This window comes from Pseudoalteromonas sp. 5Ae-yellow, from assembly GCF_014077565.1.
Taxonomy (GTDB): Bacteria; Pseudomonadota; Gammaproteobacteria; order Enterobacterales; family Alteromonadaceae; genus Pseudoalteromonas.
On record NZ_JACGWD010000026.1, the window covers coordinates 1 to 20,854 of the forward strand.

Here is a 20,854-nt window from a genome sequence, read left to right on the forward strand (position 1 = left end):
CTGCCCTTTGGGTTCTTTCTAGGGGCGATTAACTCTTTGTTGCTCGGTTTTTACTTAGCCCACTAGGTTACAAACCTCGCGCCGCGATTAAATCGCCCCTAGATTGAACAAATTTCAATCCACAAAGGTCAACACGCCCTAGTGTAGCACCAAATTTATTATTAACGCTCTACTGAATTTACCCATCCTTTAATTTTTGGGTGTGTAAACAATAGTTAGATACAATAACTTAAGTTAAAACCCCTTGTTACATTTTATATAGTACAGGCTTTATTTAATGGTTTACTCTAAAGGTAGCGAAAAATGTTACAAACCCCGCTTGAGAAACTGTGTGATTGTTAAATGTTGCTGAGCGCGGATACCTAAGCAGGGCGTTATTATGAAAGAGGCTGTCACTAAGTTAAAAACAGAATTTAATGCAAAGTTATTGTATTGGAACAATCTTAAAAGTAGCAAAGCTAAAGCGGCAATCATCCTATTATTTTTAGTTGTCATTGCACTTAAAGTGTTTACGACCATTTTTACGTTGGATTGGGTTGCAAGTTTATTCAGCGTGTAAGTTTACCAAGAGTAATTGCGATAAAGTTTAATCACAGAGTGTTTAACGCCTACGCGATGTTCATTATTAATGTATTATTACGCTATACACCAAATTAAATAAATCAGTTGTTTAAATACGTTTTATAATGACTGTAATGATACATTTTAGCTAAATTGAGTGAGTAAATGAGTTTAGCTGCATTAAAGGATAACCAGTGATGATGAATACAAAAGTATATAAAGCGGTACATGATCTAGCAGAAGATTTAATGGCGGCGGCTAACAAAAATAACCGTGAAAAGTTTGAGTCGTTATTTGCTCAATTAAAAGCTATTTGTATTGAAAACGAAAACACCTCAAAAGATCACCCTGTACAATGGGAAACTTTAGCTGATTTTACCGAAGAGTTAGAAGAGGCAATTACTACTTACGAAAAAGCATTAGAAAAGTCGATTGCGATTAATAACAAAGATCACATGTCGTCGGTTTCTTTTTCAATGGCTACATTACAGCTTGAGCTTGGCCAAAAAGATGAAGCTATTAAAAACCTTCAAAATGCTAAAGTCAGCGCCAATAAAATTGAAGACAAAGAGCTTAAAGCTGAAATACACGACCTACTAGAGTCGCTTATTGAAGAAGAAGGTTAAATACATAAAAGTATAACTTATCCATATTAAATGTGATTTTTGTGGATTTAGCTTGAGCTTAATAAAGCGCTGATGGTTTATACCCTCAGCGTTTTTTATGTTCGCTATAAATACTAAACCAAAAGAAAAGGCTTACTATTGAGCTAGCTTATTCATAAAGTCGACAATGTACTTTGCAATTTCTACTGGTTTTTCTTCAACGCTAAAGTGCCCTGAATCGAGTAAATGCAGTTCAGCGTTCGGTACATATTTTAAGTATGCTTTAGCGCCTTCGGCTATAAACGCAGGGTCGTTTTTACCCCATACAATTAACGTTGGTGGTTGGTACTTGCGTAAATAAGCTTGCCACTTTGGATAGTCGAGAAGGTTGTTGTAGTAATCTTGTAGCAATTGCACTTGAATTACTCTATCGGCTTTGGTTTGTAAAAAGTGAAGATCATGCGTCCAGCTATCTGGGCTCATCACTTCTGGGTTACTTTGTACGTCTCGTAAATACTGCTTATTAATAATGGCTTGTTCAGACGTGTACGAATAAATTTTATCTTGCTGAGCTTTCGAACTATCTTCATTCGCGGCTTTAAAAAATGCTTGCCTCGGTAGGGTTAGCCCCTCTAAATACGCATTACCATTTTGTACAATAAGTGCATCAAGTTTATTAGGATTATTTAACAACATTCTAAAGCCTACAGGTGCTCCAAAGTCTTGTATATATAGGCTGTGGCGCTTTACTTTAAGCGTTGTTAGTAACCCTTCAACGTATTGAGCTAGTAATTCAAAAGTATATTTTTGAGTTTCTGGGTTTGGGCGTTCGCTGTATCCTGAGCCTAAATAATCGGGTGCAATTACATGATAACGACCTGATAAAAGCGGGATCAATTCTCGGTAGCTGTGTGAAGACGACGGATAGCCATGTAAAAGCACAATGGTTTGCTTATGCTGGATGCCAGCTTCTCGGTAAAATATCTTTTTACCGTTTACATTTGCATATTTGTAAGCGGTTTTTGAAGGCCATACAGCATCAGCGGCATATACCTGAGCGGTAAGCGTAGACATTGAAACTAATAAAAACACAATAAATGAGACGATGTGAGCAGGTTTTACTTTAAGATTTTTTTGTATATCTGGGTACATAAGTAAACTCGTTATTTTTGGTAATGACGCTTTATTAATTTACCAGACCCGTTATTTACACAATTGCATTCAGTTAATAATTACAAGTTACTACTAATAAGGACACAGTAACAATACCTGTGTTTTTAAAGCACATTATCAAATATATAGTTGATTAGAGGGTAAGTGGTTTTTTAGCAGCTTTTTGTACTTTAAAAAGAGATTCGTTAATTTACTTTTGTTACAATTGAGTTGTTGGCTTACAACATTTATACAACGTTAAGTGAGTATTTTGGAGGAAGGACGTGCTCGAACAAATAGAACAATGGATTGATGCAACAAATATTAAATATAAAACCCAAAGAATTAGCTGTGAGAAATTTGCCAGTGAGTTTGCAGGGTTTTATCCTGTCGAATTTTTAAAAAATGCCTTTTACGTTATTGTCGATGAAATACCCAAACCTAACTTTCCTTTTTTGCGTGAAATGGGATTAGACGATTTTATTGACATGGATGCCGCAGGTACTACATACAAAAACACTTATTACATGCTTCCTTACGTAGCTGATAATTTAGCTGTGCATTTTCATGAACTTGTTCACGTAGCCCAATGGAGTGAACTTGGCGCCGAGGCTTTTATGTTGCGTTACATAACCGAAATTCAGCAGGTTGGTTATGATGCTGCGCCACTTGAAGTCATGGCGTATAGTCTTGATAAGCACTTTACAAATAATGGCAAGAAAATAAACGTGCCTGAACTCGTGATTCAAGCGTTGTAGTTAATTAACATTTTCAAAGGATTGCATATGACACGCTTTACTGTTTTTTTACTGAGCTTACTTAGTGTAAATGCCTATGCGGCATCGTTTGATGACGATATTGTGGCTGCGTTACTTGAAAGAACAACACATAACGTTACCTATGATGGGTCTTATCGCTCTATTACTTATCCGGGTGGCGATGTGCCCGCTAATGTAGGGGTGTGTACCGATGTAGTTATTCGATCATATCGACTTTTAGGTATTGATTTGCAAAAGCTTGTGCATGAGGACATGTTAAAAAGCTTTGAGCTATATCCCTCTAAGCGTATTTGGGGTTTAACCAAACCGGATAAAAATATAGACCACCGCCGTGTGCCAAACTTACAGGCTTACTTTAAAAATCATGGCCAAGTGCTCGCTAAATCAAGTAACGTGAACGACTATAAAACGGGTGACATTGTAACGTGGATGCTGCCAGGTAATTTGCCGCACATTGGTATGGTTGTGAATGAGTTAGCAAAAGACACAGGGAATCCATTAATTGTTCATAATATTGGTCGAGGACCTGAAAAAAGCGACATGCTTTTCGATTTTAAAATTACGGGGCATTACCGTTTCGTCCCACAAGAATATAAATAACCAGATTATAAGTATGAGTTCTCTCATTTATTGATATTGCAGTATAAAGAAAAAGGATTTTGAACGTGAATACAAAAACCGATTCAAAAGAGGCTAGCCCAAAAGAGGTTAATCTTAAACAAAGTAAACTCGCTCCCAAAATAGCTAGCTTATTTATGAGTATTGCTTTTTCAGCCATAGGAACGGGTTTGTTTAGTTTGGTTGCAAGCTTACTTGGCAACGTAAATGTAACCGAAAAAACAGTTGGCAGTGTGTGGGTTTTACTGACCACATTTTTTGTTATTTTAAATGTATTTGGTGTCATTATTTGGCATAAACCGAAATGGTTAATTACTGCTATAAATAATGTGCTTAGGTTTGCTAAAGAGCGCAAAACAGCATTTTTTAGCGCCGTGCTAATGCTGATATTAATTATAGCAGGCTATTGTTTTTTTCTTTCCTTACCACAGCCAATTAGTTACAAAGCAACTCACTCTACACCTGCTGTTACCACTTTATCTGATGTTTTAAGCCCTGAACCGCTTTATATTGATTTTACTCCCGTTTTAGATGATGTAGAGAACACTGATGCAGTATCTTACTCTGTCGCAAAGCTTGCGCTTGTTGGCAAAGTGATTCCCACAGGTATAAAAGTCACGCCTGAGCTAATTGGACAGTGGTCTTGGAATAGTGAAAGCCAGCTTAAATTTATCCCAAAACAAGATTGGTCAGCAGGGCAAAAATATAAGGTACGTTTTGATTCATCTATTTTTAAAAGTGATATACATCTAAGCGATAATGAGCATGTATTTAAAACTCCCAACTTTGAACTAACACTAAGCTCGCTCGCTTTTTATCAAGACCCTAACGTTAAAAAAAGTCACAAGGTGATTGCAACATTAAAAGCGACTCACCCAACAGATATAAGCACCATAAAAAATAATTTAAAGCTGACTCAATCGCTTGAGCAAGATGGCAAAAACGAACTAGCACAATACAAATTTGATGTTACTTACGACAAGCATCAACGAGAGATTTACATTACTTCAGAGCAAATACGTATTCAAGATACCGAAAGCTATCTGTATTTTGTTCTTAATAGCGGTGTAAAGCCGGTTATGGGTCCTTCTCAAACAACAGTAGAGATTAAAGACGCCGTGTTGATCCCAAGTGTAAATAGCTTTTTTAGAGTAAATACTGCCAATGTGTTGATGGTAAAAAATACGCAAGGGGAGCCCGAACAAACACTTGTTTTAGACTTCACAGATGATATTTCATCGCAAGATGTGGTTAGTAAAACAGTTGCTTATGTATTACCGACTAAAGATTCAAAAGGTAATTATAAGTACTTCGGTAGTCCACGAGAGGTTACTGATGCAGTGCTTAAGCAATCTCAAAAAGTTAAGTTAAATGCGATTCCTACCGCGCAAGATACCGCTAAGTTACACAGTTTTACGTTTGACGCCCCTCAAAACCAGCAAGTTTATATCGCGATTGATAAGGGATTAAAGTCGACGGGTGAGTTTAGGATGGTGAATAAATACGACACTATTTTAGATACGCCGGCTTATCCGACACAAGTAAATATTATGTCTAAAGGGTCTATATTATCAAAAAATGGCGATCATAAATTGTCATTTTTGACCCGCGGTGTAAACGCACTTCAAGTTAAAGTAGGTAGGGTAGAAGCCAATCAAATTAACCACCTTATAAGTCAAACCAGTGGTGATATTTCTAATCCAGAATTTAATAATTATTACTTTACAGAAGAAAACATAAGTTCAATTTTTACCAGACAAGTTAATTTAAAATTGGAGCACCCTAAAAAAGCGGTCTATTCATCTATTGATTTGAGTAGTAAGTATAATGAGTCAGTTGGTTTAGGCTTATTTTTTATAAATGCTCAAGCGTTAAATACAGAAGATAATTACGTATATGGCCCCCAAGAAAAACGACTTATCCTTATTACTGATTTAGGTATTTTGGTAAAAAATAATGCAGATGGATCTCGCGATATATTTGTCCAATCTATTGAAACAGGAAAACCGGTAGCAAAAGCGAAGGTGTCGTTATTGGGTAAAAACGGATTAGTTATTTTAAATGCTAAAACAGATTCTGAGGGGCACGCATTTTTCGACAATACAACGTGGTTTACTGATGATCAAACTCCCGTTGCTTTTGTAGTCGAAACTAAAAGTGACATGTCTTTTATTCCTTATAATCGCTATGCTCGAATGGTTAACTACTCTCGGTTTGATACCGGCGGTGTAAGTTCTGGGCTCAGTGGTAGTAATAAAATAGATGCGTTTGTTTTTTCTGACCGTGGAATTTATCGACCAGGCGATAGTGTTAAACTTGCCACGATTGTGAAGCAACAAAACTTTGCAAAACTGGGCGATATACCGCTTGAACTTATAATTACCGATCCTAAAGGGACAACTGTTTATAATAAACGAGTGAGCTTAGATAAGTATGGATTGCTTGATTTTGACTTTAAAACACAAAATAGCGCCAATACCGGAACGTATTATGTATCGGTCCAACTTATTAAAAATAATAATAGCCGCGACCAATTAGGCAGCACTGAGTTTAAAGTTGAAGAGTTTGTACCCGATAGATTGAAAATTAGTAGTCAATTTTCTCAATCATCTGCAAAGGGGTGGGTAAACAGCTCAAAATTTAAAGCATTGGTGAGCCTTCAAAACTTATTTGGTACACCTGCTCAAAATAGACGTGTTACTGCTGATTTACATTTATCTCCAGCTGGTTTTTACTTTAATGAATACAAAGATTATGTGTTTTCTGATCCCCACAGTGAAGGAAAAAATATTAGACACAGTTATGAATCATTAACCGAAATCAAAACTGATGAACAAGGCAAGGCAGAATTTGATATTGACTTAACTCGCTATGAGGCAGGTACTTATCAGTTAAATTTTGCAGTACAAGGGTATGAAGAAGGCGGTGGTAAAAGTGTTCGTGCAAGCAGCTCGGTGCTTGTTTCACCCGTTGAGCAGTTAGTTGGTTATAAAGCCGATGGCGATTTAAGCTACATATCAAAAGAGTCAAAACGTGTTGTAAAATTTATTAATATTAATTCAGAAACTGAGCAAGTTGCTCGTGAAGATTTATCGCTAAATTTAATAGAACAACAATATGTATCTACGTTGGTGCAACAAAATAACGGCACTTATAAGTACCAATCGGTTAGAAAAAACAAACAGGTATCAAGCAATCCGTTTTACATTAAACAAGATGGCGCAAACTACGAATTACCCACTGCTGAACCAGGTGATTACTTAATAGAACTCGTTGATGGCAAAGGGAATACCGTTAGTAGGGTATCATTTACGATAACCGGCACGGGTAACTTAGCGGGTAAGCTTGAAAAGAATGCTGAACTGCAAGTTCAATTAAATAAACCGGATTACAAACCGGGCGAAACAATTGAAATAAGTATTGTAGCGCCTTATGTTGGCTCGGGTTTAATTACAATTGAAACTAATAAAGTACACGCTTTTAAATGGTTTGAGAGTAAAACAACAAGTAGCATACAAACCATAACCATACCTAAAGGGATAGAAGGCAATGCGTATGTTAATGTTTCATTTGTTCGAAGCCTTGAATCGAAAGAAATATTTACAAGCCCATTAAGCTACGCAGTTAAACCATTTGCGATTGATCGTAGTAAACGCGCAATAGATTTTGACGTAAACATACCTGATAAAGTAAAACCAGGTGACGATTTAGTCATTTCATATAGTGCCAAATCACCTTCACGTGTTCTGTTATTTGCTGTAGATGAAGGTATTTTACAAGTGGCAAATTATCGGACGCCAAAGCCGTTAAATCACTTCTTACAAAAACGTGCTTTAGAAGTTAGTACTATGCAAATTGTTGATCTTATTTTACCTGAATTTAAACTAGTGCAAGAGCTTGCAGCTGCGGGTGGTGGTTATGCTGACTCAATGGCAATGAACCGCAAGAGCAAGCAACTTAACCCGTTTTCTCGTAAGGTACAAAAACCAGTCGCATTTTGGTCTGGTATTTTATCGGCTGATGCTAAAACGAAAAAACATACGTTTACTATCCCAGATACTTTTGCAGGTCAGGTACGTGTAATTGCTATTGCCGTAAATGACGAGGGTGTTGGTGTTAAAGAAAGTACAACACTTGTGAAAGGGCCCTTCGTATTAACTCCTAATGTATTAACGACAGCAGCACCAGGCGATGAGTTTAATATTGTACTTGGTATTGCTAATGGTGTTGAGGATTCAGGTAAACAACTGCCAATTACGGTAGAAGCGCTTACTTCAAGCAACATTGAAATAATAAGCGATAAAAAATTAACGCTAAATATTGATGAAAAATCAGAAGACACATTAACGTTTAGAGTGAAAGTGCTTGATAAGCTTGGCGCTGCATCAATTACATTTACTGCGTTATCGAGTGACAATGTTAGCCAACGCACGGCAACGTTAAGTGTGCGCCCTGCGGTTGCATTTGTTAGTAGCTTTGAAAGTGGCTTTAGTGAATCAGGTAAAAAAGAAATAGCGGTTTCGAGACAGCTATATCCTAACTTATCACAAAATAATATTACCGCTTCACAAAGCCCGTTAGCGCTTGTTGATGGTCTTATTAGTTATTTAGATAACTTTCCTCATATGTGTACCGAGCAAGTAGTGAGTAGTGTGTTTCCGGTGCTAAGTTATTTAGAACACCCAAGTTATATGGGCGATGTATCTTATAAACATGAGCGTATAAACAACTTAATAGATACCCTTCGTCAACGTCAGTTACCTGATGGCAGATTTATGTTATGGCCGGGTAATTCTAGTGCATCTATTTATTCTTCTCTTTATGTTATGCATTTTTTATTAGATGCAAAAGAAGCGGGCGTAGCAATACCTTATGATATGTGGAGCAGTGGTTTTGAAGGTGTGCGCAGTATAGCGAGCGGATCTTTAGAGGCGAATGACAGAAACCGCGCTTATGCCATTTATTTGCTAACACGACAAGGTGAGGTAACAACTAATTACTTATCTGATTTAGAAAAAAGTGTAAATGCGAGTAATAGCAAAGTATGGCAACAAGATATAACGTCCGCGTTTATGGGCGCAACTTATCAGCTATTACGTGCAAGCGACAAAGCGCAAGCACTGATCAATAGCTATAAAATTGGGCAAGATACCCAGCACGATAATTGGGGCGCTTACGACTCGCGTTTAGCTCACGACGGACAGTATATTTATTTGTTATCAAAACATTTTCCTGCTCGCTTAAAGCAGTTAACTAAAGATGATTTGTTTAATGTCGTTGACCCTATTTTTAAAGGAGACTACAACACGTTGTCGTCTGCTTGGTCTGTACTTGCTATGACGGCATACTCAAAAGTTGCGTTATCACAAGCCCAGCCTGAAGATGTAAAAATAATGGCAACAACGACAATGGCAGAAAAAAAGGCATTAGACGTAACCTATACACCTTATCCTAAAGCCTCGTTTTTAAATGACGTTAAAACGCTTGATGTATTAGCGCCACCTCGCTCATTTTACATGATGAGCCAAGCTGGTTTTGATACAAACGTGCCACAAAAGTCATTAAGTAATGGTTTAGAAGTTGTCAGAGAATACCAAGACGATAAAGGTAATGTGATAACCACCGCTGTTCAAGGTCAAGAACTAAACGTTGTATTACGAGTGCGTAGTACAACGGGTAAAAATATTTCGGATGTTGCTGTTATTGATTTACTACCTGGTGGGTTTGAAGTACTCAGAGACAGCGTTCGCAATAGTTATAATCGCTGGACCTCTGATTATAAAGATATACGAGAGGATCGCGTTATATTATATGGCAGCTTTGGCGATAGCATGACTGAGCTTACTTACAAGATTAAGGCTACTACATCTGGCAGCTTTGTAGTGCCATCGGCTTATGCTGAATCTATGTATGATTTAAGTATTAAAGCGCACTCAAAATCGGGTCGTTTTGATGTTACCGCCGCTAAATAAAAAGTTTAGTTTTATAATAAAAACGGCTTTTTTTACAACAGCACTGCTTGCAGTGCTGTTGAATTTGTTTACTCCAAAGCCTGATATTACCCAGCCCAATGCTTACTCAACGGCTTTTTACGATAGCAGTGATAAATTACTTCGTTTAAATTTAGCCGCAGACGATAGATATAGATTATGGACGCCAATAGATAAAATCCCTTTGAGCGTTCAACAAGCTACTTTATTGTATGAAGACCAAGACTTTTATGAGCATATTGGTATCGATTTTATTGCTTTAATAAATGCGTTTTATACTAGCTATATTAAAAGAAGTCACCGAGTCGGTGCGTCAACAATAACAATGCAAGTAGCCCGGTTGCACTTTGGGATGAACACGCATGTTATTTTTGGAAAAGTAGAACAAATACTTCGAGCGCTACAAATTGAGAGACACTACAGTAAAAACCAAATACTCGAGGCGTATTTTAACTTAGCGCCTTATGGATCAAATATTGAAGGTGTTGGTGCAGCCAGTTTAATTTATTTTAAGAAACCAGCTATTGATCTTAATTTACCTGAGTCATTATTACTTAGCTTAATCCCGCAAAACCCAACCAAACGAAATCCCATTAAAAAATCGGCTAAACTGGTATTGCTAGAAACAAGAAAAAAACTGTTTACTCGTTGGCTTGAAACCCACCCAGACGATAAACATTGGCTAGCAGCTATGCAATTACCGATAAAGGTATATGCCTCTTCAGACTTGCCTTTTGAAGCTCCACATTTTATTGATAATTTACAAAGCGAGTACCCGCACCTAAAGCCTGGAGAATATAAAACGTCGATAGACCTTAATTTACAAAACTTACTTCAGCGCCATGCAAGAAATTACATTAATCGCAGGCATAGAGACGGGCTTAGTAATACGTCTGCTATTTTACTAAATTATAAAACTATGGAAGTAGTTGCTGAATTAGGCTCTGTGGATTTTTTTAATAATGACATTAGCGGTCAAGTAAATGGTGTAAGAGCTAAACGTTCACCAGGTTCAACCCTTAAACCATTTATTTATGCGCTTGCTATAGACGAAGGGTTAATTCATCCATTAACGCTTGTAAAAGATGCCCCCAAACGCTTTGGAGGATATACACCAGAGAATTACGATCAGCAGTTTTTAGGGCCTATATCGGCTACTGAATCGCTAGTGCTGAGCCGTAATGTGCCTGCTGTTAATTTGATGTATCGCTTACAAAAAGTTGGGCTATACGATTTACTCGTTGCAGCCGATATTAAAAAGCTTCAGCCCAAAGAGTTTTATGGTTTAGCGCTTGCGCTGGGCGGCAGTGAAGTAACGATGCTAGAGCTCGTTAAGTTATACGCCATGTTAGCTAATTTAGGGGTGTATAAGGATGAAGTTATATTAAAAAAAGACGCCACTGTTATTAACCAAAACAACCCAAATAATCAAAACAATCATATCAAGCAACTCATCAGCCCAGAGGCAGCCTACCTGACTTTACAAATGCTAAGTGAAAATAGTGCAGTTGATGAAATCTCATTTCAAAAAGAAAGAAGACAATCATACCCTGTATATTGGAAAACAGGTACTTCATTTGCTTTTCGCGATGCATGGTCAGTAGGTATTGTTGGTCCGTATGTTTTAGCTACATGGGTGGGTAATTTCTCAGGAGAAGGGCACCCATCTTTTATTGGGCGACAAGCAGCCGCGCCTTTATTTTTTGAAATAATACGTTCATTAGATAGTTACGGCTTAATCAAAGGCAATATAAAACCAGGTGGTTTAAATATTACAGAAGTAGATATTTGTTCAACAACAGGTGATTTACCTAATGTGCATTGCCCTAAAACAGAAAAAGGACTTTTTATTCCAGGTAAGTCGCCAATTAAAGTGTCCGATGTACATCGTGAAATTTATATTGATAAAGTATCGGGATTACGTGCTTGTCAGTATGTTGAATCTACAACTACAAAGGCAGTTTATGAATTTTGGCCATCTGACTTAGTCAGATTATTTAAACAAGCAGGCATTGTTAAACGCCAGCCTCCACCTTATTTAGATTCATGCTTAATTAATGACACGAGTACACGAGGCTCAGCACCGAGTATTACATCCCCGAGTAATTTAATTAGCTACACGATAAGAGCCAGTAAATTGAAAAAAGAAGGCCTGCCTTTTAGCGCAATCACAGATACAGATTCACGTATTTTATATTGGTTTGTAGATAACAGCTTTGTTGGTAAAGTAGAGCGAGATACGCCTTTTTTCTGGCACCCGCAAGTAGGCGAATTTGACGTAAGAGTGGTTGATAATTTAGGGCGTAGCGCATCAGTTTCAATGCGTGTAAAGCTCGTTCAGTGATACGTAAATAAGCTAAAGAGCTAGTTATCGGGTATTAAACAATTAGATTGGCGTTTATAAACTGTATTTAGCGTTTAGACTACTTTAAATTAATACTTACATTGCCATTGGGTTTACAGCAGCACAGGAGTATTTCGCCTTCGCGCACAAATGCAAGGGGCTCTTCGTTATATTCAACACTACCTGACACTAACGTTGCTCTACAGGCGCCGCAGTAACCTTCGCGGCATTGGAATGCAACGTCTATTTTCATGGATTCTAAGCACTGTAGAAGAGAAGGGCAGCCAGCGGTAAATTCTATACACTGGCTGTTTTCTGCAAGCGTTATGCTTGCAGTAGACTTGTCACTCATTATAAATCAAAATCACCAAATTCTGATGCATCAACTTGAGAGTCTATTTGACCAACAAGGTATGAGCTAATTTCTGCTTCTTGAGGCGCTACTTGCACGTTATCAGACACTAACCACGAGTTTATCCATGGGATAGGGTTACTGTTATTTTCAAACTGTGCTGGCAAGCCAATGGCAGTCATACGTGCATTGGTAATGTATTCAACGTACTGACATAAAATATGCTTATTTAAGCCAATCATTGAACCATCTTTAAATAAGTATTCGGCCCACTCTTTTTCTTGCTCTGCTGCGTCAACAAACATTTTAATAGCTTCATCGCGGCACTGGGCAGCAACAATCGCCATTTCTGGGTCGTCTTTACCGTCTTGCATAATGTTTAAAATATGCTGAGTACCCGAAAGGTGAAGTGCTTCATCGCGTGCAATTAGCTTGATGATTTTAGCGTTACCTTCCATTAGCTCGCGCTCAGCAAAAGCAAACGAACATGCAAAGCTTACGTAAAAGCGAATCGCTTCAAGAATATTTACCGACATCATTGCAAGGTAAAGTTTCTTTTTAAGCTCAAATAAATTAATGATAACTGTTTTACCGTTAATCTCGTGTTTGCCTTCACCGTATAAGTTGTAAAGCGAAACAGAGTTAATTAAGTCATCGTAGTATTTAGTTACGGCATCAGCACGTTCGCTAATTTTATCGTTGCTAACTATGTCATCAAAAATAAGTTCAGGGGCTTGTGTTACGTTACGGATAATATGCGTGTATGAGCGGCTATGAATTGTTTCACTGAACGCCCAAGTTTCTATCCATGTTTCAAGCTCTGGTAGTGATACAATTGGAAGTAGAGCCACGTTTGGCGAACGACCTTGTACACTATCAAGTAGTGTTTGGTATTTTAAGTTGCTTAAAAATATATGCTTTTCGTGATCTGGTAATGCTTGAAAGTCTAAACGGTCTTTACTTACATCTACTTCCTCAGGACGCCAAAAGAAAGACAGTTGCTTTTCAATTAACTTTTCAAAAATTGGGTATTTTTGTTGGTCGTAACGAGATACGTTTACAGTTTGGCCAAAAAACATTGGCTCTTGCATTTGGTTATTATGGTTTCGGCTAAAAGTAGTATAAGACATGTTTATCACTCAAAAAACTATCAGAAAAAGCGGGCTAAATGCCCGCTTAAAATAAAAATCAGCAGTTAAATTTTACACGCGCCGCCTTCACAATCATCATCTTCCACTTCTGGAGTATCTTCTTGTGAATCTGAGGCGCCATCACGAGTATTGTGGTAATACAAGGTTTTAACACCTAGTTTGTACGCGCTTAGTAAGTCTTTTAATAAGACTTGCATAGGTACTTTACCGCCTTCGAACTTGTTTGGATCATAATTTGTATTTGCAGAAATTGTTTGGTCAACAAATTTTTGCATTATACCAACAAGCTGCAAGTAACCATCGTTTGATGGAATGTCCCATAGTAACTCGTACTGATCTTTTAAACGCTCATACTCAGGAACAACTTGTTTTAAAATACCGTCTTTACTTGCTTTAACGCTAATATGTCCACGTGGTGGCTCAATACCGTTAGTTGCATTAGAGATTTGCGACGATGTTTCTGATGGCATTAATGCACTTAGTGTTGAGTTACGCATACCGTGCTCTTTAATATTTGCACGTAGTGTATCCCAGTCAAGATGAAGTGGCTCATCACAAATTTTATCTAAATCACGTTTGTACGTATCTGTTGGCATAATGCCTTGTGAATACGTTGTTTCGTTAAACTTAGGACATGCGCCACGCTCTTTAGCAAGCTCGTTTGATGCTTTCATTAAGTAGTATTGAATAGCTTCAAAGGTTTTATGTGTTAATGCATTTGCGCTACCATCTGAATAACGCTTACCGTTTTTAGCTAGGTAGTAAGCGTAGTTAATTACGCCTATTCCTAGTGTACGACGACCCATAGTTGCATTTTTAGCCGCCGGTACAGGGTAGTCTTGGAAATCTAGTAAGTTATCAAGTGCGCGTACTGCAAGTTCAGCTAGCTCTTCAAGCTCATCAAGTGACTCTATTGCACCTAAGTTAAACGCAGAAAGTGTACAAAGCGCAATTTCGCCTTCTTCGTCATTTACGTTGTTAAGTGGCTTAGTTGGCAATGCAATTTCTAAACATAAGTTAGATTGGCGAATTGGCGCAACTTTAGAAATAAATGGGCTGTGTGTATTACAGTGATCCACATTTTGTAAATAAATACGACCTGTACTTGCACGTTCTTGCGCAAACATAGAGAAAAGCTCAATGGCTTTAATACGTTTTTTACGAATAGACTCGTCTTGTTCGTATTTTACGTAAAGTGCGTCAAACTCAGCTTGGTCTTCAAAAAATGCATCGTAAAGGCCAGGCACATCTGATGGGCTAAATAATGTAATGTAGTCATCTTTAATTAAACGAGAGTACATTAGTTTATTAAACTGTACGCCGTAATCAAGGTGACGAACGCGGTTGTCGTCTACACCACGGTTATTTTTAAGTACAAGTAGGTTCTCTACTTCTAAATGCCAAAGCGGGTAGAACAATGTTGCAGCGCCGCCACGTACACCACCTTGCGAACAACTTTTAACAGCTGTTTGAAAGTGCTTATAAAAAGGAATACAACCTGTGTGGTACGCTTCGCCGTTACGAATATGGCTACCTAGCGCACGAATACGACCAGCATTAATACCAATACCTGCGCGTTGTGAAACGTATTTAACAATAGCAGATGATGTAGCGTTAATTGAATCAAGGCTATCGCCACATTCAATTAATACACACGAGCTAAACTGGCGAGTAGGCGTACGTACACCTGACATAATTGGCGTTGGTAGAGATATTTTAAATAACGATACTGCGTCGTAAAAGCGCTTAATGTAAGAAACGCGTGTTTCACTTGGGTAGTCAGAGAATAAGCTCGCTGCTACTAAAATATATAAAAACTGTGCACTTTCGTAGATTTCACCCGATACACGGTTTTGAACGAGATACTTACCTTCAAGCTGTTTTACAGCCGCGTAGCTAAAGTTAAGATCGCGAGAATGATCAAGGTATGCATCAAGCTCATCTAATTCTTGCTCTGTGTAATCTACTAATAAGTGAGCATCGTAGCGTTTATCGCCAACCATTTTTGTTACGTGGTCAAATAAACGTGGTGGTTCAAATTGACCATACGCTTTTTTACGTAAATGGAATACAGCTAAACGTGCAGCTAAGTATTGATAATCAGGCGATTCTTTTGAAATCTGATCCGCTGCTGCTTTAATGATGGTTTCGTGGATGTCTTTGGTACGAATACCGTCGTAAAACTGAATATGCGATTTTAATTCAACTTGCGAAACCGAAACGTTGTTTAAACCTTCGGCGGCCCATTCAATAACGCGATGGATCTTATCCAGATCAAGTGGCTCTTTGCGCCCGTCACGTTTGCTTACAGATAACTGTTGGTTCATTTGCCTGTATTCCTTGGGAATTATGTATTTTGACCAATGCTTTATACCTCGCCGAAGCAAGGTACATACTCATTTATTATAGGTTTCACCATATTGGCGAATTTAATTGAATAACATTTGGCCACAATATCTGGTGTTGTTCAATTTAGAGATCACAAGATAGTGTGGTCTGAGTTGTTTTGCAAGGGACATAATTGCCCCTATTTGTGGATAACTTTGGGATAACGCATTTGTGTTAGTAGACACTCACCTTCGAACAATCATTTAAGTTGAAATATGCAAAAATCAACTAATGATCTGCTAAATTTACGCATTTTAAAAATAAATTTTGACTGCTTTTTTTATCAGCAAGCTTTGTGTGAAAACTAACACAATCACAATATATAGTGTTTAATAATTAACATGACACTATATATGGTTAAAACCGTCAATTGGACTTAGCCAGTTAAAATTGGCTTCCCAAGCTATCGCTTCATCTTTACTTGGGATGTAACCCCAAAGAGCCGTTGCGGTATGCATACCTGCGGCTTTGCCTGCTTGTATGTCGCGCTGTGCATCACCAATGTACAAACAGCGCTTTGGTTCTACTTGCATGAGCTTTGCACAATGCAGCAGTGGTAAAGGTGATGGCTTAGCTTCAGTTAAGGTGTCGCCACTTATTACTACACTGGCATTTTTCAATGCGGGAATAGCTGCCACTAAAGGATCGGTTAAAAAGCCAGGCTTGTTAGTCATGATCCCCCACTTGATCTTTTTCTGATCAAGGGCGATAAGTAACGATTCAACTCCGCTGAAGCAATGCGTGTGTTTTGCTATGTTTGCAGCGTACTCGTTAACTAATTGCTTTATAAGCTCGCTTTGGTGTTGTTTGTCCCATAACTCTTTAAAACCAGCCTCTAATAATGCGCCTGCGCCGTTAGATGCCGCAGGACGGTATACATCACTACTAACTGGTTCTATTTCATTGCTAATAAGGACTGCGTTTAAAGCGGCACCTAAATCATCAGCGGTGTCGAGTAGGGTGCCGTCTAAATCAAATAAAAATGCATCGTACTCAATAATGGATAAGGGGGCTTGAGAATTAGCCATTAAGCTAACTTCTCAAAATAAAGTATGTAATTTACGCTAACGTCACTATTGAGCGTATATTGCTTTGATAGTGGGTTATAAGAAAGCCCTGTACTTGCACGGACTTTTAAACCGGCTTGCTCTGCCCATGAAATAAGCTGTGCAGGTTTTATAAACTTTTTATGGTCGTGTGTACCTTCAGGTACCATTTTTAAAAGTTTTTCAGCGCCAACAATCGCGTATAAATATGCTTTAGGTGTTTTGTTAAGGGTTGAAAAAAACACATCCGCGCCTGGTTTGGCAAGTGCGGCTACAGCATGAATGATAGATGCTGGGTCGGGAACGTGTTCAAGCATTTCCATACACGTTATTACATCAAAGCGCTCAGGGTACTGTGTTGCAAACTCTTCTGCAGGCACTTTTATATAATCTACATTTACGCCAGTTTCTAAACTGTGCAACTTAGCAACAGTTAAAGGCTCTTGCCCCATGTCGATGCCAGTTACTTTTGCGCCCATGCGCGCCATGCTTTGGCTTAAAATACCGCCACCACAGCCAACGTCGAGTGTTTCTTTATCGAATAGGCCTTGCGTTTTATTTGCTATAAAGTCTAAACGTAACGGGTTAATTTCGTGAAGAGGTTTGAATTCTCCGTCTAGGTCCCACCAACGCTCAGCGATGGCTTCAAATTTTGCTATTTCTGCGTGATCTACATTTTGATGTTCGGTCATAAAATACTTCCTCGTCAATCTGAGGCCATTATATAGGGCTAAATTGATAAATCGCAAAGTTTTGCGCCTGTAAATTAAAATTAATTGTGATAGCATGGCTGTTAGAAATAATAACAATACTCTTAATACCCAATACCGGGTTGTTGAGAGCTGATACTGAAGGAATGTGATATCAAATGACTGATCTCGCCAATGAAATTCTGCCAGTCAATATTGAAGACGAGTTAAAAAACTCCTATTTAGATTACGCAATGAGCGTAATAGTAGGACGTGCATTACCAGACGTACGTGACGGCTTAAAACCTGTTCATCGCCGCGTTTTGTTTGCAATGAACGAGCTTAGTAATGACTGGAACAAGCCTTACAAAAAATCGGCCCGTGTGGTCGGTGACGTAATCGGTAAATACCATCCACACGGCGACAGTGCAGTTTATGACACGATAGTTCGTATGGCTCAGCCATTCTCACTACGTTACATGCTTGTAGATGGCCAAGGTAACTTCGGTTCGGTTGATGGTGATTCAGCAGCGGCAATGCGTTATACAGAAGTACGTATGGCAAAAATGTCGCATGAGTTATTAGCCGATCTTGAAAAAGAAACGGTTGATTTCGTTCCTAACTACGACGGCACTGAGTTCATCCCTGACGTGTTACCTACGAAAGTCCCTAATTTATTAGTGAATGGTTCGTCGGGTATTGCAGTAGGTATGGCTACAAATATACCACCACATAACTTAACTGAAGTTGTGAACGGTTGTTTGGCACTTATTCAAAATCCTGATTTAACTATTTTAGAGTTAATGGATTATATCCCTGGTCCTGATTTCCCAACGGCTGCAATTATCAACGGTAAAAAAGGCATTGAACAAGCCTATTTAACTGGCCGTGGTAAAGTGTACATGCGTGCACGCGCCGACGTCGAAACCGATGAAAAAACAGGCCGTGAAACAATCATCGTTCACGAAATTCCTTATCAAGTTAATAAAGCCCGTTTAATTGAAAAAATTGCTGAGCTTGTTAAAGATAAGAAAATTGAAGGTATTAGTGCACTACGTGATGAATCAGATAAAGACGGTATGCGTATCGTTATTGAAATTAAACGTGGTGACGTAGGCGAAGTTATTTTAAATAACTTGTATTCACAAACTCAGTTACAAACTGTGTTTGGTATGAATATGGTTGCATTAATTAACAACCAACCTAAGTGTTTTAATCTAAAAGAAATGCTTGAAGAGTTTATTATTCACCGCCGTGAAGTAGTAACTCGTCGTACCGTGTTTGATTTACGCAAAGCGCGTGACCGTGCTCACACGCTTGAAGGTTTAGCAATTGCGCTTGCAAACATTGACCCAATTATCGAGCTTATTCGTAAATCACCTACACCTGCTGAAGCTAAAATTGCTTTAACTGCACGTCCGTGGGAATTAGGTCATGTACAAGGTATGCTTGAAAAAGCAGGCGAAGATAATGTAGCCCGTCCAGATTGGCTTGCTGATGATTTAGGTATTCGCGACGGTCAATACTATATTTCTGAGCAACAAGCTCAAGCAATTCTAGATTTGCGTTTACACAAGCTTACTGGTCTTGAACACGAAAAAATATTAACTGAATATCAAGCGTTATTAGAGTTAATTGCTGAACTACTTTATATTTTGGCAACACCTGAGCGTTTAATGGAAGTTATTCGTGACGAACTAGTTGAAATTAAAGCGCAGTATGGCGACGAACGTCGTACTGAGATTAATGCAGCGGCTCACGATATCAGTCTTGAAGACTTAATTACCGAAGAAAACGTTGTTGTAACGCTTTCTCACGAAGGGTATGTGAAGTATCAGGCATTGTCTGATTACGAAGCACAGCGTCGTGGTGGTAAAGGTAAGTCAGCAACGAAGATGAAAGATGAAGATTTCATTGAACGTCTGTTAGTTGCAAATACACACGATACTATTTTATGTTTCTCTACGGCCGGTCGTTTATATTGGCTTAAAGTGTATCAGTTACCACTAGCAAGTCGTGCAGCGCGCGGTAAGCCAATTGTTAACTTGTTACCACTTGAAGCTGATGAACGTATTACTGCTATATTGCCAGTACGCGAGTACGCAGAAGATAAATATATCTTTATGGCAACTGCATTCGGTACAGTTAAGAAAACACCATTAACGGCTTACAGTCGTCAACGTGCAAGCGGTATCATTGCTGTTAACTTAAATGATGGCGATAGCTTGATTGGTGTTGATATTACCGATGGTAGCAACGAAATTATGTTGTTCACTGATGCAGGTAAAGTTGTACGGTTCAAAGAAGCTGAAGAAACAACAGTTGTTGATGAAAACGGTAACCCAGTATTAGACGAAGAAGGTAACCCTGAGATTCGCTTCAAAGGTGTTCGCCCAATGGGTCGTACTGCTACAGGTGTTCGTGGTATTAAAATGCCAGACGAGCAACGCGTAGTATCGTTAATTGTACCAAAAACTGACGGTGCCATTCTAACGGTAACTGAAAATGGTTACGGTAAGCGTACACAACTTGAAGATTACCCATCTAAGAGTCGTGCAACACAAGGTGTTGTATCAATTAAGGTGAGTGAACGTAACGGCGCTGTTGTTGGTGCTGTGCAAGTTGATGACAACGATGAAATAATGATTATTTCGAATCGTGGTACCTTAGTACGAACTCGCGTTAATGAAGTTTCAACGGTTGGACGTAACACACAAGGTGTTATTTTGATCAGAACTATTGACGGAGAGCAAGTAGTTGGTTTACAACGTATAGAAGAGATTGAAGTTACAGAAAGTGACTTAATTGATATTGAAGACGTTGAAACAGTAGATACGGTTATTGATGAAGTAGCGGATGATAATCCTCCTTCAGAATAATTGATATTGAAAAAGCGGCCTTGGCCGCTTTTTTTAATGTTGTTGAAAAAAATTAATAGGGTGTGAAATTATACTCATACCAATTCGCTTAATTAAGAGATCTATTTTGAGGGTGGAAAAACGTGTTGATAGCTAGGCAAAAAATTCGCTATTTAGTTGTTCTAAATGAGAATTTTTTAACGCAAGTAGCGACACGTTTAGCCCCGCAAAATGATTAAGTATTATTGCGGATTGGTATTATTCATTAAATTTTAAAGGTTTAGCGGATTGGTATTAAATGTTCATGCTTAGTAGTTAAAT

General features: G+C 38.4%; 13 protein-coding genes. 7 read left to right on the forward strand and 6 right to left on the reverse strand.

The features are described from left to right. Nucleotides 1-379 precede the first annotated feature (379 nt). On the forward strand, nt 380-559 hold the full coding sequence (locus H4J63_RS08975; RefSeq protein ID WP_024592379.1) for a hypothetical protein: 180 nt from the start codon (nt 380-382) through the stop codon (nt 557-559). 199 nt (nt 560-758) lie between these two features. Then, a complete protein-coding gene (locus tag H4J63_RS08980; protein WP_007586178.1) occupies nt 759-1,187 on the forward strand; it encodes a hypothetical protein in 429 nt (142 codons plus the stop codon). 135 nt (nt 1,188-1,322) lie between these two features. Here H4J63_RS08980 and H4J63_RS08985 read toward each other — a convergent pair whose 3' ends face one another. Beyond that, nucleotides 1,323-2,318 carry an alpha/beta fold hydrolase gene (locus H4J63_RS08985; RefSeq protein ID WP_182196084.1) on the reverse strand — a complete coding sequence of 332 codons (996 nt, stop codon included), beginning with the start codon at nt 2,316-2,318 and terminating at the stop codon, nt 1,323-1,325. Between the two features lie 284 nt (nt 2,319-2,602). On the opposite strand from H4J63_RS08985, the gene H4J63_RS20280 reads away from it, so the two are divergent. The 4 genes from H4J63_RS20280 (at nt 2,603) to pbpC (ending at nt 12,049) form a co-directional block, all read left to right on the forward strand. Then, nucleotides 2,603-3,076 carry a hypothetical protein gene (locus tag H4J63_RS20280; protein WP_182196086.1) on the forward strand — a complete coding sequence of 158 codons (474 nt, stop codon included), beginning with the start codon at nt 2,603-2,605 and terminating at the stop codon, nt 3,074-3,076. Nucleotides 3,077-3,103: 27 nt separating this feature from the next. Continuing rightward, nucleotides 3,104-3,697, forward strand: coding sequence for a DUF1287 domain-containing protein (locus H4J63_RS08995; protein ID WP_165743582.1), 594 nt, complete (start codon nt 3,104-3,106; stop codon nt 3,695-3,697). A 65-nt stretch (nt 3,698-3,762) separates the two neighbouring features. Continuing rightward, the gene (locus tag H4J63_RS09000; RefSeq protein WP_182196089.1) at nt 3,763-9,687 is read left to right on the forward strand and encodes an alpha-2-macroglobulin; all 5,925 of its coding nucleotides are present in this window, start codon (nt 3,763-3,765) and stop codon (nt 9,685-9,687) included. Beyond that, entirely contained in the window at nt 9,668-12,049 is a 2,382-nt protein-coding gene (gene pbpC / locus H4J63_RS09005) for a penicillin-binding protein 1C (RefSeq protein WP_182196091.1), read from the forward strand. The genes H4J63_RS09000 and pbpC overlap by 20 nt, the downstream gene beginning before the upstream one ends. 79 nt (nt 12,050-12,128) lie before the next feature. Here the strand turns inward: pbpC and yfaE are convergent, their stop codons facing one another. From yfaE to ubiG, 5 genes are all read right to left on the reverse strand, one after another. Continuing rightward, nucleotides 12,129-12,401, reverse strand: coding sequence for a class I ribonucleotide reductase maintenance protein YfaE (gene yfaE, locus H4J63_RS09010; protein WP_007583035.1), 273 nt, complete (start codon nt 12,399-12,401; stop codon nt 12,129-12,131). After that, nucleotides 12,401-13,531, reverse strand: coding sequence for a class Ia ribonucleoside-diphosphate reductase subunit beta (gene nrdB, locus H4J63_RS09015; RefSeq protein WP_002961159.1), 1,131 nt, complete (start codon nt 13,529-13,531; stop codon nt 12,401-12,403). Before nrdB ends, yfaE begins: the two co-directional genes overlap by 1 nt. 65 nt (nt 13,532-13,596) lie before the next feature. Then, nucleotides 13,597-15,879: a class 1a ribonucleoside-diphosphate reductase subunit alpha gene (gene nrdA / locus H4J63_RS09020; protein ID WP_182196094.1), complete on the reverse strand. Its 2,283-nt coding sequence runs from the start codon at nt 15,877-15,879 to the stop codon at nt 13,597-13,599. Between the two features lie 408 nt (nt 15,880-16,287). Further along, nucleotides 16,288-16,968, reverse strand: coding sequence for an HAD family hydrolase (locus tag H4J63_RS09025; RefSeq protein ID WP_182196096.1), 681 nt, complete (start codon nt 16,966-16,968; stop codon nt 16,288-16,290). Further along, nucleotides 16,968-17,678 (reverse strand): bifunctional 2-polyprenyl-6-hydroxyphenol methylase/3-demethylubiquinol 3-O-methyltransferase UbiG, encoded by a 711-nt coding sequence (gene ubiG / locus H4J63_RS09030; protein WP_182196099.1) that lies wholly within the window; start codon nt 17,676-17,678, stop codon nt 16,968-16,970. Before ubiG ends, H4J63_RS09025 begins: the two co-directional genes overlap by 1 nt. A gap of 176 nt (nt 17,679-17,854) precedes the next feature. Between ubiG and gyrA the strand changes: the two genes are divergently transcribed. Beyond that, entirely contained in the window at nt 17,855-20,554 is a 2,700-nt protein-coding gene (gene gyrA / locus H4J63_RS09035; protein ID WP_007583046.1) for a DNA topoisomerase (ATP-hydrolyzing) subunit A, read from the forward strand. Nucleotides 20,555-20,854: the final 300 nt, after the last annotated feature.